The sequence below is a fragment of the Nonomuraea sp. NPDC003709 genome, assembly GCF_040610775.1.
Lineage (GTDB): Bacteria > Actinomycetota > Actinomycetes > Streptosporangiales > Streptosporangiaceae > Nonomuraea > Nonomuraea angiospora_A.
The window spans coordinates 31,832-56,640 of the sequence record NZ_JBEXMW010000020.1 but is presented as its reverse complement, the minus strand read 5'-3'; the positions used below and the strand labels follow the sequence as shown (position 1 = coordinate 56,640).

Here is a 24,809-nt window from a genome sequence, read left to right as displayed (position 1 = left end):
TGGCGCCTCGTGGCGCACCTCCCAGGCGGTTCATCACGTACGTCCTCGGCGGACGGGTGTGAGGTGCGAAAACCGCCGCTATTCGTTCTTCCTCCGCAAAGCCTGGCCTGAAAGCTTCACCAAAGCCGGAAGTGTTACGGCTGGTCGCCATTGGAGAGCTACGCTCCCCCTTTGCCGGGCTCCTATACGAAGGCCGGTGGACCGAGCCAGTAGCGATCAGGGAAGGGAGGCATCATGGCGCAGCCGCCCTACCGCGCCGGGCCCGGTGCGTGGCAGCCGCAGGGCCAACCGCGCCATGCCAGAAGCGGGCCGCAGGGCGTATACGGGAATGCGCGGCAGCCGCAACCGCCCTACCCGTTTGGTCCGCCGTATGCGCCCGGAGGGCCACCGCCTCCGCGGCGGCGCAGGAATTCGGGGTGTACGGCGGCGCTGTTGGGCGTCTCAGGGCTGCTGATAGCCGCCTTGGTGATCGCCGTCGGCTTCGTGGCGGTGTCCAAGCTGCGAGGCGATGTCCGTCCGATCGCGCAGGGAGACCGCACCGCCTCGCCGGAGCCCGGGCGGGACATCGCCGAAGGCGGCGCCAAGCTGAAGACGGTCGAGCGTGACGGCTACGACGAGCTGAAAGGGGAGGAGGCGGAGGGGATCGCCGATCCTGGGCCGCTGGTGGCGAAACCCGGCCGCTCGCCGCGCCGGTACGCCGGCTCACCGGTCATCTCAGCCTGCACTCTGCTGACGTTCGCCGATCTGAACAAGCTCGGGCTGCTTCTGCACCCCAATCCCCTGGTCGGATCGTACCGGCGCTCCTACTTCGACGGGCAGGGCAATGGTCCGATCGAGAAGGGCGGGCTGTTCGTCCCGACCGACGCGCCGAACAGCTGCAAGTACGTGCTGTGGCCGAAGTCCCCAGTGGAGATCGCGGTTTTTCAGGAGAGCTACACCAGTTCCCGCGCCATGGACTACTCCTTCGATCGCTACAGCACGAGGCCGGCGATCGGCGACGTAACAGTGCGGGAGCGCAAGCGCAGCTCGAGCCGAGTGAACGAGACCATCGACTACCTGCACTACGTTCTACGGCTGAAGAACACGGTCGTTCAAGTGGAGTTGTCGCTACAGCGCGGACCCCAGCAGGAGAAGCTCAAGCGGGCGCTGCTGGAGACGATCGCCGGCAACCTGGTGGAACGCTCGGCGGATCCGGCGGGCATCCCTTCTATCGCCTATGACAGCCCTCTGATCACCGCGAAGCCGGCGCCCGCCTGCGCCCTCATCGAGGCCAAGGACTTCCGGACGCTGTTCCACCGGCCGCCCGCGCCGTTCGTCGGGGAGGAGTTCGGCAGCGCGGCCGGCAGGACGAACTTCAGCATCGGCACGGGCATCCCCGACCAGAACGAGTACGCCTACGTCTACACACGGTGCGAGCGGAGCACGGGGCACAACTACCTCACCGACCGATACAAACTGCAGGTAGAGGTCATCAGCTACATGGCCGACGCCGCGCCCGCGCACTCTATCGAGTTCACCAGGCCGCTCGACGGCGGGCAGCCGCTGACCCGTCCTGCGGGCGAGGAGTCGTACTGCGTGACCCGACCCTATGCCCGATCGGCCGGCGCGCTGGTGCTCCGGAAGGGGCGATTCCTGGTGACGCTGTGGATGACTCAGCCCAATGATGTTCAGCGCTTTGATCCGCGCGAGCGCTGCGGGCGCATCGCCTCCGTGGCTCAGCGGGTGGCCGGGAGACTGTAAGGCCCCTGCCCTGGAAGGCACGCCGACCGCATGCGGCGGCTCGTCGCAACCGCCGAGGCGAACGTTTCCGAGTTCGACGACTGACTCTCCTGTTGCTGAACGGCGAATGCCAAGCCCGCCAGCCGCACGGGCGCGCTCGATCCGACGTGCGACTTTTGCGCACGCAGTAGGCCGAGCGGCGGCATGAGCGTGTGCGTCAGCAGTGCTCCAGCATGGTGAGATGGCGGTTGTGGCGACCAGCGAAGTCGACGGCTGGCCGGTGGGTAAGCGGACGGTCGCGTCGGTGGCACGCGAGTTCTGATCGTGGGCCCTTGGCCGTGCCCGTTGCGTGTCCGTCAGGTTGGTGCATAGCGGGGAGTCACGGAGACTCATGGTCGCTCGGCTGGCATTTGCCCAGGTCAGCGTTTCCCCAGCTCAAGCCGTGTGATCTTGAAAGGCTTCCCGGGCTGGCAGCGCGGGTTCGATTCCCGTCACCCGCTCCACGGCAGAAAGCCCAGGCCAACCAGCACAGGATCGAGCTTTGATCTTGTTCGAGCTTATTGATCTTCTCGTGCCATTAGCGTGCCATTAGGACCGGTGATCACTCAGCGGGTACCAGCACGCCAGGCGGGTCGTCCTCGCCGTCACCGCGTGCCCGTTCGTTCCCGATCAGGTGCTTGTCGATCGCTTGCGTGATCATCTGGGTCCGCCCCGCGCACCGCATGCTGATAGATCGTCGCGGCGCGCACATTGTCATGGCCCATCCGAACCATCAGGCCCTTGAGGCCCCGCACCTGACTCCGCCGCGATCGTGTTCGCCGTGTGGTGAAGGTCGTGCAGATGGAGCCCCCGCACCCCGATGGTCTGTACGGCATGCGTCCAACCGCTCACTTGTTGAACCCACTCCGCCACATCGGACCGCCCTTGACCCCCGCGAAGACGAGCGCGTCATCCTCCGGCGTGGAACAACGGCCGGAGCTGACCCTGCGCAGGGCCGTACCCTCCACCTGTGACACTGTCCTGCCATAGCGGAACGCCCCGGCGTTCGGTGCGCTCTACGGCCGCACCGATGACGCCACCTTCGGCTATTCCACCAGCGTGCCGAATACGTAGGTTCCGGGAGCGTCCGGGTCGTCGCCGGCCCAGAACTCTGTCCAGTGGGTGCGGAACTCGTCGCGGGTGAGGTGACCGTCACCATCCAGGTCGAGGCGCGGGAAGATCTCATCGGTCGCTGAGGGCGCCCCGTTCCACGTCTCGATGAGCGCGCCGTATTCCGAACAGGAGATGAGGCCGTCGCCGTTGAGGTCGATGGCCTCGAACATCGCGTCCGCAGTGCCGGAGACCGCGTCGGTCATGTCACCGAGTTTTTCCACGACGCGAAGCACCTCGTCGAGGGAGACGGCGTCGCCGCCGCCGGGGCCGGAGGCGGCTCGGAGCACGGGCCACCAACCGGTCATGATGGAGGCCAGTCGCTCTGGGTCGACGGACCCTCCGACGGCCGTCCAACGGTGGGCGAGCGCCTGGAAGTCAGCCTGGGTCAGTCGGCCGTCGCCGTCCACATCCATCGCCCGGAAGACTCTGCCGACCTTTCTACGCTGGAACTCACTGGCCACATCCGCCTCCACTCTTCGGGAGACTCAATGTTTTCGAAAGATCACTAATCGTGACCATAGTCATTTGAGTGATGAACATATTACTTAGCGTAGACGTCCTGGTTAGTGATGTAGGAAATCGTCATCCGAAGGACAGGGTCAACGAGGACCAGAGAATTGTCCCGGCCGCCCCGAGAGCACGTGCGGTCGATCGCGCCACAGCCACCTTGCTTGCGGCCGTGGGACCAGCGCCAAATGGTGACGCCAGTTTCTAGTGGGAAGGGAACAGACCGGTCCTGGTCACCCTGCGCAGGTGCGAGTGGAAGCCCTGATTACCTCTGGCGAAGGCGCTACGGCTCCGGGATGGTCGCCGAGCACGCGCTCATCATCGCAAGTCCGTCAGCGGCCGAGGCAGAGACCTGATCATCCCGCCCACCATCGACCTGGGGCAAGCCGAGCAGACCGGGGCCCGCTCCCCCTGCGGACGGGTCGAGGGCGGACAGGTGATCAGGCGGACGGCACATGCGCGTTGCGCTCCCAGTCGACCTCGTCGTATTCGTCGACCCACACTTCGGCGCCGACTCCTCCCAGAAACTTGATCACGGAGGCATCCAACATGAAGCACAAAGCACCAACTCCGGGTCCGAGCAGGTCACGCGTAAGGTGCAGTTCGATCGTCGCCCCCTGACTGACCAGCGAGGCGACTTTGTCCGCAACCCCAAAGAGGGGACCAGTTACCGCCCTGACGAGTTCCTCCAGTGAGGCCTCGCTGCCGTGAGCAGATGCTTCGAGCCGCCAATCGCCAGTATGGGTGGCTGCTGAAGGCCGTACCCCTAATGCCTCGGAGATTTCGGTGGGACCATGCACATCGCTCACGATCCGAAGCGTTGCGCTGTGTTCGACTCTCACGGCGCATACGCTAGAGCCCTGTGTCATTAGCCGGCAGTTAAGAGGGTGACGAGAGTCAGCCACGGTCACTCAGGATCGACTTTCCGCCCAGTTCAACGCCTTATCGGGAGTGATCGATGCTGTTACCAAGCTGACAGTGTGAGAACGGCAAATTCCAGATCGGAAAGTTGTCAGTTGCTCCTGCGAGGATCAGCCCAAGTTTGATCCTTCAGGAAAGGCGAGTAGATGAGCGACGCCACGGTGGAAGAGTACGCATGGCTCTACCAGGAGTTCACTGACGATGCCGGCGATACGTGGCTCTGCATCAGCTTCGTGCAAAGCCTACTTCCTCGCGAGGTTCTGCGTCGGATCGATGTCGTCCCCGGGACCATCGGCGAATTCGGAGTCGAAGCCTATGCGGCCGATGGCGGAACAGTCCTGATCGACTACGGTTGGGGCACATCACTGGACGCAGCGCCAGAACTCCTGTCGTCGGGCACGACCGTGGCGACGGTGTTCGCCAATATCAAGAGCGACAACTTCAGCCTCCTCGTCGATGGGGACTTGATCATCAAATTCGGCCTGTACGGCTACTCCTATCGCCACGGAGAAGTCCCGGAGCACCTCCTTCCCCACCTTCAGGAATTGGGTCTCGACCGTGATGGCCTCACCGAGAATCCCGTCCCCAGGGCTCTCGCCTTCGCCTCCCGAGCCACCGGTGTGCGCTTCTCGCGCAGGCACTTCGCCCAGGACGCCCTGACCGGTGCAAGCGATCACCTTCAGTGAGACCTGTACTGTTTGCCATGCGTCCTTGTCGGTCTTGCTGGCGTTGGTCGAGCGATGGATCGCCGCCCAGACGCCCAGAGGTCCGGAGAGTGGTTGGTTGCCGCATTACCGGTCGTGTGGCAGGTCAGGCCATTCGCCAGGTTCGTCGAGGTTTGTTGTGTGGGCGTCCGGGGATGCCGGGGCGTTGCTGCCATGGGCGGGGTCCGTCGGGCGGGCGGTAGGCGACGCCCAGCGCCTCCAGGCGGGCGTAGTGTGCCGCGTTCATCCGGCGCTCGAAGCCGTCGAAGTCGCGCTCGTGGGGAGCCGGCAGGTCCGACCAGGCCACTTCGGCGAACGCGACCAGCCGGGGAAACGCCTGGTAGTCCACTCGGCCGCGATTTTCGGCGACTTCCGTCCACAGGTTGGCCTGGGTGCCGATGACGCGGGCCGCGTGAGCCGTGCCCGCCAGCCGGGGCGGTACGGGCTCGAACCGGTAGATGTCCTCCAGCGTGTGCACCCAACCGAACGGCACGGGCTCCCGGGCATCCTGGGACTGGACGTGATCGAGGTAGACCTCCTGTTGAGGGCACATCACCACATCGTGACCGGCCTCGGCAGCGGCGATGCCGCCCGTGTACCAGCGCCAGCACGCGACGGCGGCGCCCTCCGCCAGGCCGCCCTCCAAGATCTCGTCCCAGCCGATGAGACGACGGCCACGCTCGGCTAGCCAGCGGCCGAAGTGGCTGATCATCCAGGACTGGAGCCCATCTTCGTCCTTGAGCCCCAATTCCCTGATGCGTGCCTGCGCCGTGGGTGACTCGCGCCATTGGCCTTTGAGACACTCGTCGCCGCCGATGTGGATGAACAGGCTGGGGAAAACCTCCAGCACCTCTTCCAGAACGCCCTCATAGAAACGCAGTACGGCGTCGGTCGGCGCGAGCACGTTTGGGCTCTTTCCCCATTCGGTCCACACCTCCAGCGCGGTGGTGTCGATGACGTCGGTGTTCCCCAGTTCGGGATAGGCGGCGATGGCCGCCTGCGAATGACCTGGGATATCGATCTCCGGGACGACCGTGATGTGCCGCTCCCCGGCGTACGCGACGATCTCGCGTAAGTCGTCCTTGGTGTAGAACCCGCCGTGCGGCCGTTCCTCCCAGATCGCCGGGTCGCCCCAGCCCATGCGGGTACGCGGTCGCCACGCGCCGACCTCGGTCAGCTTGGGATAACGCTCGATCTGGACGCGCCAGCCCTGGTCATCGGTGAGATGCAGATGGAAGACGTTGAGTTTGTGCGCGGCCAGCAAGTCGACGTATCGCATCAGGTCTTCCTTGGGCAGGAAATGGCGTGCGACGTCGAGCATGAATCCCCGCCAGGCGAAACGCGGCGCGTCGTGTACGGTCACGTACGGCACCATGACCGGCTCTCGGGCGATGGGGGCACGGCGAAAGGCGTCCAAGCCCTGGATCTGCCGTAAGGTCTGACGCCCCCAGAAGACACCGGCCTCGTCTCCGCCCGCGATCTCGGCGCCGTCGGCCGACACGGTCAGTCGATATGCCTCAGGCCGGAGCAACGGATCGACGCGGGTACGCACGACCCCTGTGAACGGCCCGGAACCTCCGGCCCATTCGAGCCGGACCGGTGCGGGAATCAAGCCCGGTTCGATCGCCACCGGCCTATTCTGCGCTCGGCCGGCGGCATGGGAAAGGCAGCCGGCCCGGCAGAGATATCCACTGGAAATTTCGCCGCCGGGCCGCGAACCTGGCGAGCATCCATCAAGGCCAGTGTTCGAACATCTGGAAGGCGTACCCGATGACGCAGACCTCCCAAGAGCATCCGGACCTGCTGGTGAAGGGGCATCCTTTCCGGCAGTGGAAGACGTGGCGGATCCCCGGCACCGCGTTCACCCTCACCGGTTACTCCCGGGCGAACGACAAGACCTTTTTCCACATACCGGAGCTGCGATGCGCCCTGGACGCCGGGTTGTGCGAAGGGCGGCAGCCCGAGACGGTCTTCTTGACGCACACGCACCACGACCACGCCAAGGATCTCGACTTCCTCGCCTCCAGGCCATCCGGCGCCGACATCTACCTGCCGGCCGAGGCGCTGCCCTATGTGGAGGCTTTCCTGCGTGCGTCCGCGGAGCTGAATCACGCGGCGCCGTACGATCCGGCGCTGGCCCCGGCCTATCGTCTTCACGGCGTACGGCAGGACGACGAATTCGCTTTCGGCTCCCGTGGCCACCACGTGCGCGTGGTGGGATGCGAGCACAAGGTGCCCTGCGTGGGCTACGCGTTCAGTGAGACCGTCAAAGAACTGCTGCCCGAATTCCAGGACCTGCGGGACGAACTCGTCCGGGACGGACGCGGCGCGGAGTTCGGCCGGATCATGGCGCGGAAACGGCGAGAAGGCGTGGAGGTCGACCGGCAGGCACGCCGCCCCCTTTTCGCCTTCCTCGGCGATACGCATGTGTCGGTGTTCGAGCGGAACCCCTGGCTGTTCACCTATCCGGTCATCATCACCGAGTGCACCTTTCTCCACGACAGCGAGCTGCCTCGCGCGGACCGGGTCGGGCACACGGTGTGGAGCCGGCTCGAACCCGTGGTCGAGGCGCACCCGGACACGCTGTTCGTGCTGACCCACTTCAGCCTGCGCCATTCCGATCAGGAAGTGGTCGATTTCTTTCGGCGGGAACGGCATGACAACGTCCTGGTGTGGGCGCATTCGGAAAGCCATCTGCCCGAGCAGCACCAGTCCGGGCACATAGACCAGTAGACGATCGAAGGAGAGGATGAGGTCATGCTGCCCGCGGACAGTCATGTTCACAGCGAATGGTCGTGGGATGCGCCGGGCGGCTCGATGGAGCGGACCTGCGCGCGGGCGGTGGAGTCAGGGCTGCCCGCGGTCGCGTTCACCGAGCACGTGGATTTCACGGCCTGGGTGGTCCTTGCCGACGACCTGGACGAATACGCGCATCTCAAGCCGTTCGTCACGCCGGCCGGAACGCTGGTTCCACCGAGATTCGATCCCGGCGGATATCTGGAGTGCGTGCGGCGCTGCCGCGATCGGTTTCCGAGCCTGCGCATCATCACCGGGGTGGAATTAGGCGAACCGCATTGGTACGGCGACGAGGTCGCGAGGCTGCTCGACGCCGGGCAGTTCGACCGGGTGCTCGGTTCGCTGCACTGCCTGCCGGTGGGGCGGCAGTTCTCCGAGCCGCCGTACCTGTACCGTCAGCGACCGGCCGCGGAGGTGATCCGGGAATACCTGGCCGAGATACCTCGCCTGATCAAGAGCTCGGACGCCTTCGGGGTGCTCGCCCACATCGACTACCCGCTTCGCTACTGGCCTGCGCAGGCCGGGCCGTTCGATCCGAACGCGTTCCAGGAGGAGTTCCGTCATGCCTTGCGCGTGCTCGCCGACAGCGGCCGGGCTCTGGAGGTCAACACGCGGGGGCCGCTCCATCCCGAGATCGTTCGCTGGTGGCGTGACGAAGGCGGAGACGCGGTCACCTTCGGCAGCGATGCCCACGACCCGACCGGAGTCGCGTACCGCTTCGCCGAGGCGACGGCCATGGTCGAGGCCCAGGGGTTCCGGCCCGGCCGTCACCCCCATGACTACTGGACGCGTACGGGCTGACCGCCGGTGAAGTACTTCCCCGCCATCCACGTGTGCAGCGGGAACGCCAGCTCCTGCGGCCGGTCGATCACCAGCCACTCCGTCGTTTCGGCCGTGGCCGTCACCGGTGGAAGGGCGGCCGAGCTCGTACGCGGCCCCAAGCCGAAGATCAGCACCGTGCCGTCGGGGGCGCTGAGCACGTCGAACAGCCGGACGTCGTCCGCCTCGACGAGGATGCCCGTCTCTTCCCGAAGCTCTCGGGCGGCCGCCTGCTGCCAGGATTCGCCCAGGTCGATGAAGCCACCGGGCAGGGCGAGCTCGCCGCGGCGCGGCTCGACGTCACGGCGGATCACCAGCAGTCCTTCGTCCACCGGAAGCACCATCACGGCGACGGGCAGCGGGTTGAGGTAGCTGGTGTTGCCGCAGTCGGCGCAGGTCCGCGGCCATGGCTGATCCGGGACGTAGGCCGTGCCGCAGAAGGAGCAATGTGAGTTTCTGGTCGTCACGATCACGAGGCTAACGCCGTGACCGAAAACAGCCGACGGTCGCAAGAAGGAAGCGATGGAGAAGAGACACGGAAGCCCCGGCTGCCAGGCTCTGCGCAATCGAGAAAAGGATGAGTGGCTTCATGCTGTGGAACAAGGTCAGGAACGTGGCGGTCACGGTGGCGGCGGCGGGGGCCGTCGGCGCGTTCGTACCGGCTCCGGCCGGCGCCGATGTCTGGGACTACGTCGCGGCCTATCCGCTCACCACCGCGGGTTACAACAAGTGCATGGTCGACGGCAAGCAGTGGCAGGGGAGCTGGCGGTGCCGCAAACTGACGGGTGAGCACTGGTCGCACAAGAAGTCGGACTACCACCTCGAGATCCTCAAGTAGCGCTCCGGCATCCTGGCGACTCCGCTGAGCAGGGGCTCCTCCCAGGGGGCGAGGGGCCAGGGATGCGGCTCGTCCAAGAAGTGCACAACGACGGGCTTCACCAGTGCGAGCCCGTCGAAGAAGCCGGTGGCGTGGAGCGTCACCTCCAGCCGGCGCCTTGGCCTTCGGGGGTTCGGAGGCCAAGGCGCTCTTGGATGCCGGCCAGGTGATTACCCGGCCGGCATCTGTCGTGAGGAGCGGGGGTCCGAGGGCGGTTCGGGTTGTTCGTCGGTTATGGCACGCTCTGACCCATGCAACTCAGAACGGGCATGCCGCGCGACGCCGACCTCATCGCGGCGTTGCACGCCGAGAGCTGGCAGACGGCCTACGCCGGGATCATGCCCGCCTCCTTCCTCGACGGCCCGCTCCTGGAGGACCGCAAGGCGCTCTGGGCCGCCCGGCTCGCGGACCGTGAGCCGGGCAGCGTCGAGAACGCCTCCCACCTGCTGCTCGCCGAGCAGGACGACGCGCTGCAGGGTTTCACCTACCTGATCGCGCAGCCCGACGGCCGGGTCCTGCTCGACAACCTCCACGTCCGCCCCGCCCGCAAACGCTCCGGCGTCGGACGCCTGCTCATGAGCCGCGCCTTCGGCTGGGCAGCCGCCAACCACCCAGGCAAGGCGGTCTACCTGGAGGTGCTCAGGGACAACGCCCCGGCTATCGCCTTCTACGAGCGATGCGGCGGCAGCGCCACGCGGGACTTCTGGGAGAGCGTGCCCGGAGGGGTCGAACTGCCCGTGATCGAGTACGCCTGGACGCCCGAAAGCGTCAAGGCCCTGGCCGGCTGATCAGGGGTTCAACCAGGAGAATCCGATGTTGACCAGTTCGGCGGAGGCCGCCACGATCCCCGACTTCTCCTGGCCGATCAAGAAGCGTTATTCCTTGATGACGTCGTCGCGTGGACCGCCGTAGACAGGGTTGCGGTCGTAACGCTTGTCGGTGACGAGCAGGCGGATCAGCCCGGGCTCGCGGATGGACTCCTCCGCCTCCCAGACGACCCAGTCGTCGCCCACGGGAGTGGTCCGCGTGGGGCCCTCGCCGAAGCCGCCAGGGTTACCCGGCGCGATCTCCATGATCAGGAAGGTGACCTTCAGTCCGCGCTTCCTGAGCTCGGGCAGGACCTCGCCGACGGTCTTCTCGTCCACCCGGAGCCCGGCGAGCGAGCGGCCCTTCACGGTTGCCCGCCGGTAGTCGGGCTTGACCTCCTTTTGAACAGGCCTGTCCTCCAGGACGCACGGCCCGACCGGGCCGGTCATCAGGATGGTGGTGGTGAGCGTTTCTCCAATCGTCCAGACGAAGGTCTGGCCGGGCTTGAACAGCTTGGTGTCGATCCGCATCTGCCAGCCGCGCCCCTCTTCTCCGGGAATGTTCTCCGGCACGGAGTACAGGCCCCGGGGGATGTCCTCGACGTGGGTCCCGCGCGGCTCCCGGCACATCTTGCCCGGAGGCACGTAGTCGACGATGGCGGGGACGTTGAGCTCCTGCAGTTGCCTCGTCAGCCCCGCGGCGTCACGGAAATCCCGCAGCTTGACGTACGCGACGCCGTCGGAGTCCTTGGTGACCGCGTACGAAGGCGGCACGCCGGTCCGCAGCAAGCCCTGCCCCACCACGATGCCCGCGGCGAGTGTGGCCGCCACGGCCAGCCCCAGGAACAGGCGCCGGGCCCGGTACGGGCGTGGGCGAGCCGCGGGCGGGCCGGGTTCGGTGGCGGTGATCGAGGCCAGCAGCGTCCGCGCCCCCGCGTCGGACGCCTGCCCCCCTGGCCGGCCCGGCTCCACTCGGGCCAGTGAGCGGGTGATCGTGTCGATGTCGTCGGTGTTCTTCACAGCTGCCTCTCCGCCGGGATCAGCCGGCTCTCCGACGTGAAACGGACGTCCGCCTCGGCCAGCGCGCGGGCGAAGCGCTTGCGGGCGCGGTGCAGTCTGATGCGTACGGCGTTGCGCGACAGGCCGAGCACGCCGGCGATCTCCTGCCGGTCCAGGCCCTCCCACGCGACCAGCGCCAACAGCTCGCGGTCGTCGTCGGACAGGTTCCGGAAGACGTGCGCGATCGCGGACAACTCGACCCCGCTGTCGGGCGAGGCTCCGTACAGATCGGCCATCTCGGTGTCGAGCTCCACGCTGCGCGCCTGACGGCGGACCTCGCCGCGATAGTGGTTGGCCAGCACCTTGCGTGCCGTGCCGTACAGCCACAGCGTGGCTTCCTCCCCGTCCGGGAGGTCGTGTATCCGCCGCCAGGCGACGGCGAAGGTCTCTGCCACCACGTCCGCCGCATCCTGCGGGGAGTCGCAACGGCGCGCCGCGTACGCCGTGATCAGGCCGTACGTTTCCTGGTAGACGGACTCGAACCTGGCCCGTTCCTCATCCACGAGGCATCCCCATGCCTGGCTCCTTCATAGTGCGATGTACGGACATCTGTGCCTATGTAGGGAGGCGGGCCATCATTTCGCGTCAGAGCGGAGAAAGTTCGAGGGAGCTCAGTCAGTCGCGCGTTCGAAGGCGCTGAGCACGCGGGTGGTCGGGTCCGGCGCCCCCTCGTCTCTGAGGCGGTCGGTGAGGAGGAAATCGGTCAGCTCGAACGCGGCGGCGTGCTCGTCCTCGCTCAGGACGAAGACCCCGCCGGCGGTGTCGGGGTCCCAGCCATGCGTCAGCGCATGGTCGATGACCTCCCGCACGTCCTTCGGGGTCGGGTAGGAGTTGTCGCTCGCGCAGCCCCACGGCAGGACCGCCTTCGACAGCAGGTCCGCCTGGAGCACGCGGCTGTTCTTCCCCGCGCCCCAGACCCGCAGGCGGACACATCTGTGGCAGTCGCGCCCGCCGGACACGTGGTGGATCTCGCCCTTCCACACGAACTCCCGCCCACCCGCGCGGAGCTTGCGCAATCTCGTTCGTATGGTGCCCACCCCCGCGGCGAAGCCTAGCCGACCCGGCGAACGGGACGCCTGGTCATCCTTCGAAGCGGATCGTCGCCCCCCGGTCGGTGATCGACAGCACGCGGAAGTTGAGCGTGCGCTTGTTCCCGTACCGGAACTCCCCCCTGGCACCCTCCCCCAGTGACGAGGTGAGGCCGGGGGCCCGCACGACGACCATGTCCTGGTTGAAGAGGCCGCCCATGAACTCCTTGGAGACGCGCACTCTGCCTAGGCCGTACGCGCTGGAGACGCGGAAGCTCACGGCCCTCGTGAACGTGAACTTACACTTCCCGTCGTAACAGGCCCGCAGGTTCGGGGCGGAGGCGGCGGCCGGGGTCGCGGTGAGGGCCGGCGTCGCGACCAGCGCGCAGGCGAGGGTCAGGGCGGTGATGGCCTTCCGGGGGTGCATGGTCTCCCTTTCGTCGGCTGTTGCGGCCCGGTAAGCCGTGCTCGCGTGGCCCGGCCGCAGGGGGTGAGGCCTTTCTACAAGGCATGCGCCGGGAGGGGTCCCGAGCGGAGGCGCTAACGCGGGCGGGCGAGGTCGTACACGGCGGCCACCAGGGAGAGGAAGATGAACAGCAGGACCACCGCCAGGCCGTGACGGAAGGCGGTCGCCCAGTCCGCGCCGAGCGCGCCGAAGAACGTGGAGCCGGCCGTCGCGATGCCGATCGCCGAGCCCAGCCGCTGGCCCGTCTGCAGGACCCCCGCCGCGCTCCCGCCGCCCTCGGGCGGCACCTCCGACAGGGTGATGGCCTGGTTGGGCGAGATGACCAGGCCGCTGCCGATGCCCGCGACCAGCAGCGGCAGGGCAGTGGCCAGGCCCGCGCCGGGCCCCGGCACCAGCACGGTGGCGGCCATGGTCGCCGCCAGGCCGGCGATCACCGTGAGCAGGCCGATGACCACCACGCGGCGTCCCGCGCGGGACACCAGCCGCCCGCCCACCACGCTGGACGACGCCGAGCCGAGGGCGAACGGCGTGATCGACAGGCCCGCCAGCAGGGGGCTGTAATGGAGGCCGCTCTGCAGGTACAGGGTGAAGATGAAGAAAATGCCGGTGAATCCGGCGAAGTAGAACAGCCCAATGGCCGTGCCGAGGCGATAGGAGCCTTTCCTGAACAGCGCCAGGTCCACGAGAGGCTCGCGGCGGTAGAACCGTTCCCATGTCACGAAGCCGCCCAGGATCAGGAGCGAGGCGGGGATGATCAGCCATTTGGCGTTCCCCTCCCACTGGTGGCGCTGGATGAAGGGCAGCAGCAGGCCCGCCACCCCGACGCCCAGGAGGAGCACGCCCACCGGGTCCATGCTCTCCCGCCGCCGCGGCACGTCCTGGCGCGGGGCCGGCAGGACGTGCCAGGCCAGGGGCAGCAGGGCCAGCCCGATCGGCACGTTCACCAGGAACACCCACCGCCACCCCAGCTCGGGCCCGGACAGGGTGACCAGTGCGCCGCCGATCAGCGGCCCGGCGGCCGTGGAGAGGCCGATGGTGGCGCCCAGCGCGCCGAACGCCCGGCCCCGCTCGTGCCGCGCGAACATCTGCTGGATCAGCCCCGACACCTGCGGGTTCACCGTTCCGGCGGCCATGCCCTGCACGAGCCTGGCCGCGATCAGCACCTTCATGTCCCAGGCGAAGCCGCACGCCGCGCTGGCGAGCGTGAACAGCGCCACACCCCACATGAACAGCGTCCTGCGGCTCCTGGCGTCCCCCATGCGCCCGGCCGGGACCAGCAGCAGGCCGAACGTCAGCGCGTAGCCGGAGACCGTCCACTGCAGGCCGTCCGCCGTCGCGTGCAGGCCGGCGCGGATCGACGGCAGCGCCACGTTGACGATGCTCACGTCCAGTCCGGTCATGAACGCCGACACCAGGCACACGGCCAGTGCATGCCGCCGCCTGTCGAACCCGGTGGTCTCCGCGCTCATGCCGTCCAGACTCTCACCGACCGTCCAAGGGTTCTCTTACCGGGTATGGGGCGAGTAACGTCCGATCATGGACACGATGACCGTCGAGCAGAACGGCATCAACGCGGTCCCCGAGGCCGAGCGGCACGGCCGGCCGGGAGACCTCTTCTGGCCGTGGGCCGGCTCCAACCTCTCCCTGTTCGGTGTCGCCTTCGGCGTGTACATGGTCGGTCTCGGTCTGGGCGTGATCCCCGCGATCATCACCGGGGCGGTCGGGTACGCGCTGTCGTTCCTGCTGGTGGGCCTGGTCGCGGTCGCGGGGACGCGGTCGGGCGTGCCGACGATGACGCTGGGACGGGCGCCGTTCGGGTACCAGGGGAACAAGCTGCCCGCCGTTTTCTCCTACATCTCGAACGTCGGCTGGGAGATCGTGCTCGTCACGCTCTCCGCGCAGAGCGGCGCGGCGATCCTCGCGCGGCTCGCGCCCGGCGTCCCCGCCACCACGGCCACCGCCGTGTGCTTCGCCGTCGCGGCCGTCGTGGTGATCGCGGTCGGCGTGTACGGCCACGCCCTGATCATGGCGGTCCAGCGCTACCTGACGTACGCGTTCGTCGTGCTGACCATCGTCTACATGGCCCTCATGGTGCCGAAGCTCGGCGGGGCGCTGAAGAGCGACGCGGGTCCCGGCGAGTGGGTCGGCGGGGTCGTCTTCGCCATGACGCTGCTGGGCCTGGGCTGGGTCAACTGCGGCGCCGACTACTCCCGCTACCTGCCCTCGAACTCCCGGGCCAGGTCGGTGGCGCTGTGGACCACGCTGGGTGGCGCGGTGCCACCCATGGTGCTGCTCGTGTTCGGCGTGCTGCTGGCGGGCGGCGATCCGAAGCTGGCCGAGGCCGCCGGGGGCGACCCGGTGGGCGCGCTGGCCCAGGCGCTGCCGACGTGGTTCCTGCTGCCGTACCTGCTGACCGCCATCGGCGGCTTCCTGGCCGGGGCGATCATGGACATCTACTCGTCCGGGCTGTCGATGCTGGCGCTCGGCGTGCCGGTCAGGCGGCACTACGCGGTGCTGATCGACGGCGTGCTCATGGTGCTCGGCGGCTACTACCTGCTGTTCGTGTCCAGCAGCTTCCTCGGCACCTTCCAGGCGTTCCTGGCGATCATCGGGGTGGTGATGGCGGCCTGGGTGGCGATCTTCCTGGTGGACATGTGGCGGCTGCGCGCGGGCGGCAGGGCGTACGACGAGCGGCTGCTGCGGCCGGGCGCGCCCGCGCTCAACTGGGCCGGGCTGGTCTCGCTGGTCGTGGCGTCGGCCGTGGGCCTCGGGCTGATCACCTCGGGCGACCCGAACATCGCCAGGATCGTCGGCTTCCTGATGAGCGACGAGATGAAGACGGGCACGTTCGGGGGGGCGAACATCGGCGTGGTCATCGCCCTCGTGCTGGCCGGGCTGCTGTACTTCCTGATCACCATCTTCACCGGGCGGCGCCGCGAGGCGTGACGGCGCCGAGTCCTGAGGTTACTCTTGGTGAGTAATGATGGACATTCCGTCGCGGTTGCTGCGGTGGGCGGTGCATGCCACGGCCTGCGGGCTTCTGGTGCCCGCGGTGGTGGGCTCGCTGCGCGAGGACCAGGTGGCCGTGGCCGTCGGGGGGCTGGTGCTCGGCTTCGCCTATGCCGCCGGTCCGCTGACGTCCGGAGGGCTGCGGGTCGTGTGGCTCGGGCTCGTGACGGCCGGATGGGTGGTGCTGGCGGTGGCGGCGCCGCCCTTCGTGTGGCTGGCGTTCCCGCTGCTGTTCGCGTACCTGGACGTGCTGCCGCTGTGGGGGGCAATGTTCGGGGTGGCGGTGCTGACCTCGGCGGCGATCCTGGCGGCGGTGTGGCACGCCGGTGAGCTGACCCTGCCGCTGGTGCTCGGGCCGGGCATCGGGGCCGCGGTGGTGACGCTGCTGGCGCTGGCCTGCAAAGCGCTGCGCCACGAGGTCGAACGGCCCGAGCAAGAGCCCTCGCTCAGGCCGTGACGGCAGCCCGGCGAAGGCTCGTGTCGTGACGGCCCGAGCGAGGACAGAGGCTCAGGCCGTGACGATGGCGAAGTCGGGTGTCGCGTGGTCGAGGACGGCGACCAGCCGTTGCAGCGCCCCCGTGTCCCCCTCGCGCTCCACGCCCCCGACTCCCTTGCCCGCCAGCAGCCCCACGAGCTGGTCCTTCGTCAGCCGCAGCGTCAGGTCGGCGCTCTCGTCCGCGGGCTCCCGCTGCTGGATGAGCGCGCCGTTCGAGAGCGTCGTACGGTACCGCTCCCCCAGGTCGGTCAGGTACCAGTCGATCGACAGCCGCTCGTGCCAGGCGCGCGGCCCGTCCACGCGGATGGCGAGCGAGTCGAAGATCTGCTCCACGGACAGCGCGGCGAGCAGGTCGAGCGAGCCGGCGTCCACGGTGGCGGGCACGATGCCGTCCGACAGCTCCAGGGCTCCCATGAGGTAGAAGTTGCGCCACACGGCGTTCTCGGCGCCGTGGCCGAGCCGGGTGTAGACCTCGGCGAGCAGGTCGCGGGCCTCCTTGTTGCCCTCGTCGGCGAAGACGGCGTGGTTGAGCAGCTGGGCGGCGAAGCGCAGGTCGTTCTCGTCGATGTAGCGCCTGGCGAACGCGACCACGGCCGAGCCGCCGCCCAGGCAGTCGACGTACCGGACGGCGCTCTCCCGCGGCGGGTGCTCCCACAGATGTGCCGGGTTCCCGTCGAACCATCCCAGGTAGCGCTGGTAGACGGCCTTGACGTTGTGGCTGACCGAGCCGTAGTAGCCGTGCGTGTGCCAGGCCTGCTCCAGCTCGGGCGGCATGTGCATGGCCTCGGCGATCTCGGGCCCGGTCAGGCCCTTGTTGAGCAGCCGCAGCGTCTGGTCGTGCAGGTACGCGTACATGTCCCGCTGCTGTTCGAGGAAGCGGACGATGCCGTCGCGGCCCCAGGTGGGCCAGTGGTGCGAGGCGAAGGCGACGTCGACCCGGTCGGCGAACAGCGTGACGGCCTCGTTCAGGTAGCGCGCCCAGGCGCGGGCGTCGCGGACCATGGCGCCGCGCAGGGTGATGACGTTGTGCTGGTTGTGCGTGGCGTTCTCGGCCAGGCACAGGACGCGGCGGTCGGGGAAGAGGAAGTTCATCTCGGCGGGGGCCTCGGTGCCGGGCGTGAGCTGGAAGAGCATCCGGATCCCGTCGACGGTCTCCTCCTGGCCGGTACGGGTGATGTCCGTCGTGGGCGGGATGAGCGACACGGTGCCCGTCGAGTTGGTCATGCCGAGGCCGCAGCCGATCTGGCCCTCGGGCGAGCGGGGCAGGGCGGGGCCGTACATGTAGACGGCCCGGCGGGTCATGGCGGGGCCCGCGTAGACGTTCTCCGACACCGCGTGCTCCATGAACCCCTCCGGGGCCAGGATCGGCACGCCTCCCCCGGTGACGCCGCGTACGCCGCCGAAGTGGTCGACGTGCGAGTGCGTGTAGACCACGCCGGTGACCGGGCGGTCGCCGCGGTGCTCGCGGTAGAGCCGGAGCGCGGCGGCGGCGCACTCCGTGGAGATCAGCGGGTCGATCACGAGGACGCCGCGCTCGCCCTCGACCAGGGTCATGTTCGACAGGTCCAGGCCGCGTACCTGGTAGACGCCCTCTGCGACCTCGTACAGACCTTGCCTGGCGCACAGCTGGCCCTGCCGCCAGAGGCTGGGATGGGCCGTCGCCGGGCACTCCCCCTGGAGGAAGTCGTAGGAGTCGTTGTCCCAGATGACCCGGCCGTCGGCCGCTTGGATCACTGCCGGACTCAGCTTCGCGATGAAGCCGCGGTCGGCGTCCGCGAAGTCGTCCTTGTCGTGAAATGGAAGGTCTGCCATGTCTAACCGAGTGCCCGGGAATCACTCCAGATAGCTCAATAAACACCCCTAATAGCATGAATCTAGGGCAATACGGACAGGCCTGGCCCGGCTCCTCGGCGCCGAGTGATGGGGCCGTGTGGTTGGCTGGTCGGGTGGAAGCGTGCGTGTTCGACCTCGATGGCGTGCTGGTGGACTCCGAGCCCGTGTGGGAGGAGGTGCGCCGGGCGTTCGTCGCCGAACACGGCGGCACCTGGCAGCCCGACACGCAGTCCAGGCTCATGGGCATGAGCACCGGGGAGTGGGCCGCGTACCTGCACTCGCTGGGGGTGTCGATGCCTCCTGACGAGATCGCGCGGGGTGTGGTGGACCAGATGGCCGCCCGCTACCGCGACGGGGTGCCGCTGATGCCCGGGGCGGTGGAGACGGTGCGGCGGCTGTCCGATGCCGTCACGCTGGGGCTGGCCAGCTCGTCCCCGCGCAGGCTGATCGACGTGGTGCTGGACGCGGCCGAGCTCGAGGAGTGCTTCGCGGCCACGGTCTCGACCGAGGAGGTCGCCCGCGGCAAGCCGGCGCCCGACGGATACCTCGAGGCCGCCCGGCGGATCGGGGCGGACCCGCGCAAGTGCGTGGCGGTGGAGGATTCGAGCAACGGGCTGCGTTCGGCGCACGCGGCGGGCATGCGCGTGATCGCCGTGCCGCACCCGCACTACCCGCCCGCTCCCGACGCGCTGGCCCTGGCCTGGCGCGTCCTGCCCGGCCTCGACGAGCTGACCGCCGATCTGCTGCTCGTTTGACCGCACCCCCGGGTCGCTCACGCGAACGCCGAGGCCGGGTGGCTATGCTTACGGAATCGTGCGAGACATCACGGTTTTCTCTGGAAGCGCCCACCCTGAGCTGGCTGAAGAGATCTGCAGGCATCTGGGTACGCCACTCCACCCGGTGCGCATCGAGCGCTTCGCCAACGACGTCCTCGAAGTACAGCTCCAGGCCAACTGCCGTGAACGCGACGTGTTCCTCATCCAGCCGCTCGTGCCGCCCGTACAGGAGCATCTGGTCGAGCTGCTGCTGATGCTGGACGCGGCGCGGGGCGCGTCCGCGGCGCGGACCACTGTGGTCCTGCCGCATTACGCCTATGCCAGGTCGGACAAGAAAGACGCCCCGCGCATCTCGATCGGCGCGCGGCTGGTCGCCGACCTGATGGTGGCCGCGGGCGCCAGCCGGGTGCTGGCCATGACGCTGCACTCTCCGCAGGTGCACGGCTTCTTCAGCGTCCCCGTCGACCACCTGCACGCGCTGCGCGAGCTGGCCGCGCACTTCCGCCAGTACGACCTGTCGAACACGGTCGTCGTCTCCCCCGACCTCGGCAACGCCAAGGAGGCCGCCCACTTCGCCCGACTGCTCGGCACCGGCGTCGCCATGGGCGCCAAGCAGCGCTTCAGCGACGACCGCGTGGTGATCAGCTCCGTGATCGGCGACGTCACGGGCAAGGACGTGATCATCCTGGACGACGAGATCGCCAAGGGCAGCACGGTCATCGAGCTGCTCGACCGGCTGCGCGAGCGGAGGGCCCGCTCGGTGCGGGTGGCCTGCACGCACGGGCTGTTCGCGGGCGGGGCGGTGGAGCGGCTGAGCGCGCTGCCGGAGGTCGAGGAGATCGTCTGCACCAACACCGTGCCGTCGCCCAAGCCCAGCGACAAGCTCACCGTGCTGTCGATCGCGCCCGCGCTGGCCGAGGCCATGCGCCGCATCCACGACGGGGAGTCGGTGAGCGCGCTGTTCAACGCGTCGTGACGATCTGACCGGAGCCGCGCGGAACCGCTGTGATCTGCGCGGCTTTCCCACTCGGCGGTTTATCGATCATAGTGACCAGTATGCACGCGGCCACCGAACGACTGCTGAGCGACTTTCTCCGGGGCGTCGAGCCGGCCGTGCCCTTGGTCGCCTTATGGGCACACGGTTCGCTCGCCACCGATGACTATCAGCCCGGCCGCAGCGATCTGGATCTGATCGCGGTCATCGACGCCCCGGTGACGATGGAGCAGTGGCGCCGGATCAAGGCCGTCCACCGGGCGCTCGACGGGCCGCTGTCCGCGCACCTGCACTGCTCGTACCTGGCCAGGGAAGAGCTGGCCGACCCCTCGGTCGAGCACGTGACCTGGGCGCACGAGCGCATCTTCCGCCGTCCCGTCAACGCGGTCACCCGCCGCGAGCTGCACGAAGGGGCCCTGGAGCTGTACGGCCCGCCGCCCGCCGGGCTGCTGCCGCCGGTGTCGGACGAGGAGCTGACCGACTTCGTACGCGGTGACCTGCGCGACTACTGGCTCGTCAAGACGCGGGCCCGGCGGCGCTGGCTGCGCGACATCTGGGTGGACCTGGGCCTGCTCACGGTCGCCCGGGCCACGGTCACGCTGCGGGAAGGGCGGATGATCAGCAAGCGGGAGGCCCTCGACGTGCTCGCCGAGCTCGGGGCGCCGGAGAACGTGGTGGCCGACATCCGGGCACGCAGGTACGGCACGGCGCGGCCGGTGCTGAGCCGGTTCAGGAGGGGGAGGCTGGCCCGCGCGTTCCTCAGGTCCGCCATCAGGAAGGCCCTGACCTGAGGGTCGCCGTGAGCTCGGCCAGCGCCCGCGTGATCTGCTCCGGGGTCAGGCCGAGCACCGAGCGCTGGTAGCCGTACACCTCGGGGGCCAGGGGCGCGAGCAGGACGTCCACCAGCGCGTCGGGATCCGGAGTGCGGGCCGCGACCAGGAGCGCGCGCACGTGCGCCCGCCAGAAACCGTACGCGCCCGTCTCGAAGCGCGAGCGGCCCACCTCCGAGCCGAGGACCAGGTGCCGGTGGTCCTCCAGCAGGCGCACCATCGCGGCGTAGAAGGCGGCGAGCCGCTCGGCGGGCGGCGCTCCCGGGCCGAGCGGCGGGTCGCCGCGCAGCAGCCGTTCCTGCAGCGCCCGCTCATGCTCGTCGAGGAGCGCGACGGCGATCGACGCCCGGTCGGGGTAGCGGCGGTAGAGCGTGCCCCGGCCCACCCCGGCCTTCTTGGCGATGTCGTCCATCGTCACGTCCTGCGGGAGCCGCTCCGCGAAGAGCTGCGCGGCCGCCTCCAGGATGCGCGCGCGGTTCCGCGCGGCGTCGGCTCTCTCCATGTGTCCGATTGTATCTGGACACGGCGTCCGGTTATATTGAAGTGGACAGCGTGTCCACTTCAAGGAGAGACCATGTTGCTGCATTTGGACGCGAGCGCGCGCCGGGCGTCGTCGTTCTCGCGCAGACTGTCCGCCGTGTACGCCGACACGTGGCGGGCCGCGCATCCCGATCGCGGGTACGCGTACCGGGACCTGGCCGCGCAGCCCGTGCCGCACATCGGCGAGGCGTGGACCGAGCTCTGCGACCACATCCTCGAACACGAGATCACCGACATTTCGCGCTATCGGGAGGCGGTGCGGACGCCTGCCCGGCAGCAGGCGTGGGCCGTCGTGGAGCCGCTGCTCGACGAGGTGGTGGCGGCCGAGGTGATCCTGATCGGCACGCCGATGTACAACTACTCGATCCCCTCCTCGCTCAAGGCCTGGCTCGACCAGATCACGTTCCCGAAGATGTCGCTCGAAGGCCGCTCGTTCGTGGTGACGAGCGCGCGGGGCGGCGCGTACGGGCCGGGCACGCCCCGCGAGCCCTACGACCACCAGGAGCGCTACCTGCGCGACTTCTTCAAGGGGCACTTCAGGGTCGAGGACGTGACGTTCATCCACGCGGAGCTGGTCAACGCGCGGCTCGACCCGGCCCTGGCGCACCTGCGCGACAGCCACGAGCAGTCCCTGGCGGCGGCGCTCAAGGAGGCGGCCCGGTGAACTGGATCGTCCTGTTCCTCGCCGGACTCGTCGAGGTGGCGTGGTCGCAGAGCATCAAACCGACGCAGAACTTCACCCGGCCGGTGCCCACGCTCGTGTCCCTCGTCCTGATGGCCGCCGCCGTCTGGCTGCTGTCCCGGGCGATGAACACGCTTCCCGTCGGCACCGCGTACGCCGTCTTCACGGGCATCGGCGCGGTCGGCGCGATCACCCTGGGCATCGCGCTCAACGGCGACCCCGTCTCGGTCGGCCGGATGGCGGCGCTCGGCCTGATTGTCGGAGGGATAGTCTTGGCGCGAGTTACCACCTAAACCAGGGGAAGGGCGGCAAATGGGGGAAATCAGGCAGTCCTATCTGGTGGCCGCGACGTCGGCGGTCTCGCTGCTGCGCGATCCCGCCGTGGCGGCGGCCTGGGACAAGCCGAGCGCGCTGACCGAGTTCAGCGTCGCGGGGCTGGCGGGACACCTGGCCCACCAGCTCGTCCGCGCCCGTGACGTGCTCGCCCCCGACGGGGTGGCCGGCGAGCCGGTCGGGCTCCTGGAGCACTATTCGAGGTCGCCGTGGGTGCAGGCGGGGCTCGACCACGAGAGCAACGTGAGCGTCAGGCGCGGCGGCCAGGCCGCCGCCGCGGACGGGCCCGGGGCGCTGGTGGACCGGACGCAGGAGCTGCTCGACCTGCTGACCGCCGCCCTGCCCGCCGAACCCGACGACCGGGTCGTGGACCTGCCGTGGACGGGCTGGTCACTGAGGCTCGACGACTTCCTGCTCACGCGGCTCGTGGAGCTGGTCGTGCACTCGGACGACCTGGCGGCGAGCGTGGGGCTGGACACGCCGGAGCTGCCGTCCTCGATCATCGATCCCGTGGTCGAGCTCCTGGCCCGGCTGGCCGTCCACCGGCACGGGGCCACGGCGGTCATCCGCACGCTCAGCCGCACCGAACGCGCCCCCGCCACCATCAGCGCCTTCTGACCGTCTCGTCAGGAAGCGAATGAGCGCAGGGCCGTGACGACCTCGCGGCCCGACAGGGCGCTGCCCGGGTCGAGGAGCCACTGCGACAGGAAGCCCGTCAGCAGCGCCTGGTAGAGCGTCCCCGCCAGCCGCTCACGCTCCGGATCACCCCCCGGCTCCACCCCCTCGAACAGCTCGGCCAGCCCCAGCCGTGCCTCCCCGGTGGCCTGCACCAGTTGCTCGCGCACCTCCGGCAGGTGGTCGATCTGCCCCAGCAGCTCGAACTGCGTCAGCCACAGCGGCCGCAGGCGGGTGAACGACTCCACCACCCGGTCCCAGGCCGTCTCGAACCGCTCCAGCGGCGTGGCATCCGGTTTGACGTCGGCCGTCAGGGTCTGCGCCAGGTCGTCTCCCCACTCCCGCATCGCCTCGAAGAGCGCCTCGTTCATCAGCGCCTCCTTCGACTTGAAGTGGTAGCCGATGCCCGCCAGGCTCACCCCGGACGCGTTGGCGATGTCGCGCGCCGTCGTACGCGAGTAGCCCTTCTCGATCAAGCATCGCTTGGCCCCGGCCAGCAGATCTTCCCTGTTTCCCATGCTCGCAGCCTAGCACAAATGTCTTGAAAATTCGTCCTAGACAAGCGTCTGAGACATGTGTACCGTCAGGGCTATGACGAAGAGCATCCTCATCTCAGGCGCAAGCATCGCCGGCACCGCGACCGCGTACTGGCTCAGGCGGCACGGCTTCGACGTGACCGTGGTCGAGCGGGCCCCCGCGATCCGCGAGGGCGGCTACAAGGTGGACATCCGGGGCGTGGCCCTCCAGGTCATCGAGCGCATGGGCCTCATGGAGGCGGTCCGCGCGGCGCGCACGGACATGCGGATCGCCACCCACTACGACGCCAGGGGCAGGAAGATCGCGACCATGGACGCCGACCTGTTCGGCGGGCGCACGGGCGACGACGCCGAGATCATGCGCGGCGACCTCAACGAGCTCCTGTACGACCTCACCCGCCACGACGTCGAGTACGTCTTCGACGACTCCGTCACGGGCATCGCGGCGGACGGCACGGTGACGTTCGAGCGCTCGGCGCCCCGCAGGTTCGACCTGGTCGTCGGGGCCGACGGCGCGCACTCCAACACCAGGAGGATCGCCTTCGGCGAGGAGTCCCGGTACGCCCGCGACCTCGGCTACTACATCTCCATCTGCACCGTCCCCAACACCCTGGGCCTGGACCGCGAGGAGGCCGTGCACGTGGCCCCCGGCCGGACCGCGAACGTCTACAGCACCCGCCAGGACACCCGCGCCAAGGCGCTGTTCATGTGGTCGTCCGAGCCGCTGGCCTACGACCACCGCGATGTCGAGGGCCAGAAGGAGCTGCTGGTGAAGGCCATGGCGGGGGTCGGCTGGGAGGTGCCCGCGCTGCTGGAGTCCGTACGCGACGCCAAGGACTTCTACTTCGACTCGGTCACCCAGATCCACATGGACCGCTGGTCCACGGGGCGCGTCGTGCTGGTGGGCGACGCGGCGTACTGCGCCTCGCCGGCTGCCGGGCAGGGCACGAGCCTGGCGCTCGTGGGCGCGTACGTGCTGGCCGGCGAGCTGGCCGGCGGCGGCGGGACGGAGGGCTACGAGCGCGAGATGCGCGAGTTCGTCGAGGCCAACCAGGCGCTCGGGCCGGCCAACGTCAAGGGCATGGTGATCGGCTCGTCCCTGGCCGCCTGGCTCCAGACCAGGATGATCAGGCTGCTCCCGCACCTGCCCGGCCGCGACCGGATGATCGACAGGATCGCCGGCCCCATCCACCGCGCCGCGAACGCCATCTCGCTCAAGAATTATTCGGAATGAAGCGTTCCGTTCTGCTA

Annotated in this window: 27 protein-coding genes; 15 read left to right on the top strand and 12 right to left on the bottom strand. The window is 68.7% G+C overall.

Annotation, left to right across the window (positions count from 1 at the left end):
* Positions 1 to 234 precede the first annotated feature (234 nt).
* Entirely contained in the window at positions 235 to 1,740 is a 1,506-nt protein-coding gene (locus ABZX61_RS45320) for a hypothetical protein (RefSeq protein WP_355204131.1), read from the top strand.
* A 1,064-nt stretch (positions 1,741 to 2,804) separates the two neighbouring features.
* On the opposite strand, the gene ABZX61_RS45315 is transcribed toward ABZX61_RS45320, so the two are convergent.
* Together ABZX61_RS45315 and ABZX61_RS45310 are read right to left on the bottom strand one after the other, a co-directional pair.
* The gene (locus ABZX61_RS45315; RefSeq protein ID WP_355204128.1) at positions 2,805 to 3,332 is read right to left on the bottom strand and encodes an EF-hand domain-containing protein; all 528 of its coding nucleotides are present in this window, start codon (positions 3,330 to 3,332) and stop codon (positions 2,805 to 2,807) included.
* A 486-nt stretch (positions 3,333 to 3,818) separates the two neighbouring features.
* Positions 3,819 to 4,220 (bottom strand): hypothetical protein, encoded by a 402-nt coding sequence (locus ABZX61_RS45310; RefSeq protein WP_355204125.1) that lies wholly within the window; start codon positions 4,218 to 4,220, stop codon positions 3,819 to 3,821.
* A 225-nt stretch (positions 4,221 to 4,445) separates the two neighbouring features.
* Between ABZX61_RS45310 and ABZX61_RS45305 the strand changes: the two genes are divergently transcribed.
* Positions 4,446 to 4,985 carry a DUF6461 domain-containing protein gene (locus tag ABZX61_RS45305; RefSeq protein WP_355204122.1) on the top strand — a complete coding sequence of 180 codons (540 nt, stop codon included), beginning with the start codon at positions 4,446 to 4,448 and terminating at the stop codon, positions 4,983 to 4,985.
* 124 nt (positions 4,986 to 5,109) lie between these two features.
* Here ABZX61_RS45305 and ABZX61_RS45300 read toward each other — a convergent pair whose 3' ends face one another.
* Entirely contained in the window at positions 5,110 to 6,633 is a 1,524-nt protein-coding gene (locus ABZX61_RS45300) for a beta-N-acetylhexosaminidase (RefSeq protein WP_355204119.1), read from the bottom strand.
* 140 nt (positions 6,634 to 6,773) lie between these two features.
* On the opposite strand from ABZX61_RS45300, the gene ABZX61_RS45295 reads away from it, so the two are divergent.
* Together ABZX61_RS45295 and ABZX61_RS45290 are read left to right on the top strand one after the other, a co-directional pair.
* On the top strand, positions 6,774 to 7,736 hold the full coding sequence (locus ABZX61_RS45295) for an MBL fold metallo-hydrolase (RefSeq protein ID WP_355204117.1): 963 nt from the start codon (positions 6,774 to 6,776) through the stop codon (positions 7,734 to 7,736).
* Between the two features lie 24 nt (positions 7,737 to 7,760).
* Positions 7,761 to 8,600, top strand: coding sequence for a PHP domain-containing protein (locus ABZX61_RS45290; RefSeq protein WP_355204114.1), 840 nt, complete (start codon positions 7,761 to 7,763; stop codon positions 8,598 to 8,600).
* Here ABZX61_RS45290 and ABZX61_RS45285 read toward each other — a convergent pair.
* A complete protein-coding gene (locus ABZX61_RS45285) occupies positions 8,579 to 9,085 on the bottom strand; it encodes an NUDIX domain-containing protein (protein ID WP_355204111.1) in 507 nt (168 codons plus the stop codon). The two genes, ABZX61_RS45290 and ABZX61_RS45285, sit on opposite strands and share 22 nt — an antisense overlap.
* 110 nt (positions 9,086 to 9,195) lie before the next feature.
* Here ABZX61_RS45285 and ABZX61_RS45280 point away from each other — a divergent pair, with 110 nt between their 5' ends.
* Positions 9,196 to 9,456 carry a hypothetical protein gene (locus tag ABZX61_RS45280; RefSeq protein WP_350741926.1) on the top strand — a complete coding sequence of 87 codons (261 nt, stop codon included), beginning with the start codon at positions 9,196 to 9,198 and terminating at the stop codon, positions 9,454 to 9,456.
* A gap of 290 nt (positions 9,457 to 9,746) precedes the next feature.
* Positions 9,747 to 10,283 (top strand): GNAT family N-acetyltransferase, encoded by a 537-nt coding sequence (locus ABZX61_RS45275; RefSeq protein WP_355204107.1) that lies wholly within the window; start codon positions 9,747 to 9,749, stop codon positions 10,281 to 10,283.
* An 87-nt stretch (positions 10,284 to 10,370) separates the two neighbouring features.
* Here ABZX61_RS45275 and ABZX61_RS45270 read toward each other — a convergent pair whose 3' ends face one another.
* The 5 genes from ABZX61_RS45270 to ABZX61_RS45250 form a co-directional block, all read right to left on the bottom strand.
* Positions 10,371 to 11,321 (bottom strand): hypothetical protein, encoded by a 951-nt coding sequence (locus ABZX61_RS45270; RefSeq protein ID WP_355204105.1) that lies wholly within the window; start codon positions 11,319 to 11,321, stop codon positions 10,371 to 10,373.
* Entirely contained in the window at positions 11,318 to 11,863 is a 546-nt protein-coding gene (locus tag ABZX61_RS45265) for an RNA polymerase sigma factor (RefSeq protein ID WP_355204102.1), read from the bottom strand. Before ABZX61_RS45265 ends, ABZX61_RS45270 begins: the two co-directional genes overlap by 4 nt.
* 108 nt (positions 11,864 to 11,971) lie before the next feature.
* Positions 11,972 to 12,376 carry a hypothetical protein gene (locus tag ABZX61_RS45260; protein ID WP_355204099.1) on the bottom strand — a complete coding sequence of 135 codons (405 nt, stop codon included), beginning with the start codon at positions 12,374 to 12,376 and terminating at the stop codon, positions 11,972 to 11,974.
* A 64-nt stretch (positions 12,377 to 12,440) separates the two neighbouring features.
* Complete coding sequence (locus ABZX61_RS45255; RefSeq protein ID WP_355204096.1) at positions 12,441 to 12,815, bottom strand: hypothetical protein; 375 nt, start codon at positions 12,813 to 12,815, stop codon at positions 12,441 to 12,443.
* 113 nt (positions 12,816 to 12,928) lie between these two features.
* Positions 12,929 to 14,323, bottom strand: a complete 1,395-nt coding sequence (locus tag ABZX61_RS45250; RefSeq protein WP_355204093.1) for an MFS transporter — start codon at positions 14,321 to 14,323, stop codon at positions 12,929 to 12,931.
* A 67-nt stretch (positions 14,324 to 14,390) separates the two neighbouring features.
* Here ABZX61_RS45250 and ABZX61_RS45245 point away from each other — a divergent pair, with 67 nt between their 5' ends.
* Together ABZX61_RS45245 and ABZX61_RS45240 are read left to right on the top strand one after the other, a co-directional pair.
* Positions 14,391 to 15,800 (top strand): cytosine permease, encoded by a 1,410-nt coding sequence (locus ABZX61_RS45245; RefSeq protein ID WP_355204090.1) that lies wholly within the window; start codon positions 14,391 to 14,393, stop codon positions 15,798 to 15,800.
* A 34-nt stretch (positions 15,801 to 15,834) separates the two neighbouring features.
* On the top strand, positions 15,835 to 16,320 hold the full coding sequence (locus tag ABZX61_RS45240) for a hypothetical protein (RefSeq protein ID WP_350741911.1): 486 nt from the start codon (positions 15,835 to 15,837) through the stop codon (positions 16,318 to 16,320).
* 51 nt (positions 16,321 to 16,371) lie between these two features.
* Here the strand turns inward: ABZX61_RS45240 and ABZX61_RS45235 are convergent, their stop codons facing one another.
* The gene (locus ABZX61_RS45235; RefSeq protein ID WP_355204087.1) at positions 16,372 to 18,171 is read right to left on the bottom strand and encodes an alkyl sulfatase dimerization domain-containing protein; all 1,800 of its coding nucleotides are present in this window, start codon (positions 18,169 to 18,171) and stop codon (positions 16,372 to 16,374) included.
* A gap of 146 nt (positions 18,172 to 18,317) precedes the next feature.
* Between ABZX61_RS45235 and ABZX61_RS45230 the strand changes: the two genes are divergently transcribed.
* From ABZX61_RS45230 to ABZX61_RS45220, 3 genes are all read left to right on the top strand, one after another.
* On the top strand, positions 18,318 to 18,947 hold the full coding sequence (locus tag ABZX61_RS45230; protein WP_350741907.1) for an HAD family phosphatase: 630 nt from the start codon (positions 18,318 to 18,320) through the stop codon (positions 18,945 to 18,947).
* A gap of 58 nt (positions 18,948 to 19,005) precedes the next feature.
* Positions 19,006 to 19,944, top strand: a complete 939-nt coding sequence (locus ABZX61_RS45225) for a ribose-phosphate pyrophosphokinase (RefSeq protein WP_355204084.1) — start codon at positions 19,006 to 19,008, stop codon at positions 19,942 to 19,944.
* A gap of 80 nt (positions 19,945 to 20,024) precedes the next feature.
* Positions 20,025 to 20,753: a nucleotidyltransferase domain-containing protein gene (locus ABZX61_RS45220; RefSeq protein ID WP_355204081.1), complete on the top strand. Its 729-nt coding sequence runs from the start codon at positions 20,025 to 20,027 to the stop codon at positions 20,751 to 20,753.
* On the opposite strand, the gene ABZX61_RS45215 is transcribed toward ABZX61_RS45220, so the two are convergent.
* The gene (locus ABZX61_RS45215) at positions 20,734 to 21,294 is read right to left on the bottom strand and encodes a helix-turn-helix domain-containing protein (RefSeq protein ID WP_350741902.1); all 561 of its coding nucleotides are present in this window, start codon (positions 21,292 to 21,294) and stop codon (positions 20,734 to 20,736) included. The two genes, ABZX61_RS45220 and ABZX61_RS45215, sit on opposite strands and share 20 nt — an antisense overlap.
* Positions 21,295 to 21,366: 72 nt before the next feature.
* On the opposite strand from ABZX61_RS45215, the gene ABZX61_RS45210 reads away from it, so the two are divergent.
* From ABZX61_RS45210 to ABZX61_RS45200, 3 genes are read left to right on the top strand one after another with little or no spacing between them, the layout of a single operon-like run.
* A complete protein-coding gene (locus ABZX61_RS45210) occupies positions 21,367 to 21,996 on the top strand; it encodes an NAD(P)H-dependent oxidoreductase (protein ID WP_355204078.1) in 630 nt (209 codons plus the stop codon).
* Complete coding sequence (locus ABZX61_RS45205; RefSeq protein ID WP_355204075.1) at positions 21,993 to 22,307, top strand: multidrug efflux SMR transporter; 315 nt, start codon at positions 21,993 to 21,995, stop codon at positions 22,305 to 22,307. Before ABZX61_RS45210 ends, ABZX61_RS45205 begins: the two co-directional genes overlap by 4 nt.
* Before the next feature lie 19 nt (positions 22,308 to 22,326).
* A complete protein-coding gene (locus tag ABZX61_RS45200) occupies positions 22,327 to 22,965 on the top strand; it encodes a maleylpyruvate isomerase N-terminal domain-containing protein (protein WP_355204072.1) in 639 nt (212 codons plus the stop codon).
* Between the two features lie 8 nt (positions 22,966 to 22,973).
* On the opposite strand, the gene ABZX61_RS45195 is transcribed toward ABZX61_RS45200, so the two are convergent.
* Entirely contained in the window at positions 22,974 to 23,540 is a 567-nt protein-coding gene (locus ABZX61_RS45195; RefSeq protein ID WP_355204069.1) for a TetR/AcrR family transcriptional regulator, read from the bottom strand.
* Positions 23,541 to 23,613: 73 nt separating this feature from the next.
* Here ABZX61_RS45195 and ABZX61_RS45190 point away from each other — a divergent pair, with 73 nt between their 5' ends.
* Complete coding sequence (locus tag ABZX61_RS45190; RefSeq protein WP_355204066.1) at positions 23,614 to 24,792, top strand: FAD-dependent monooxygenase; 1,179 nt, start codon at positions 23,614 to 23,616, stop codon at positions 24,790 to 24,792.
* The last annotated feature ends 17 nt before the right edge of the window (positions 24,793 to 24,809 follow it).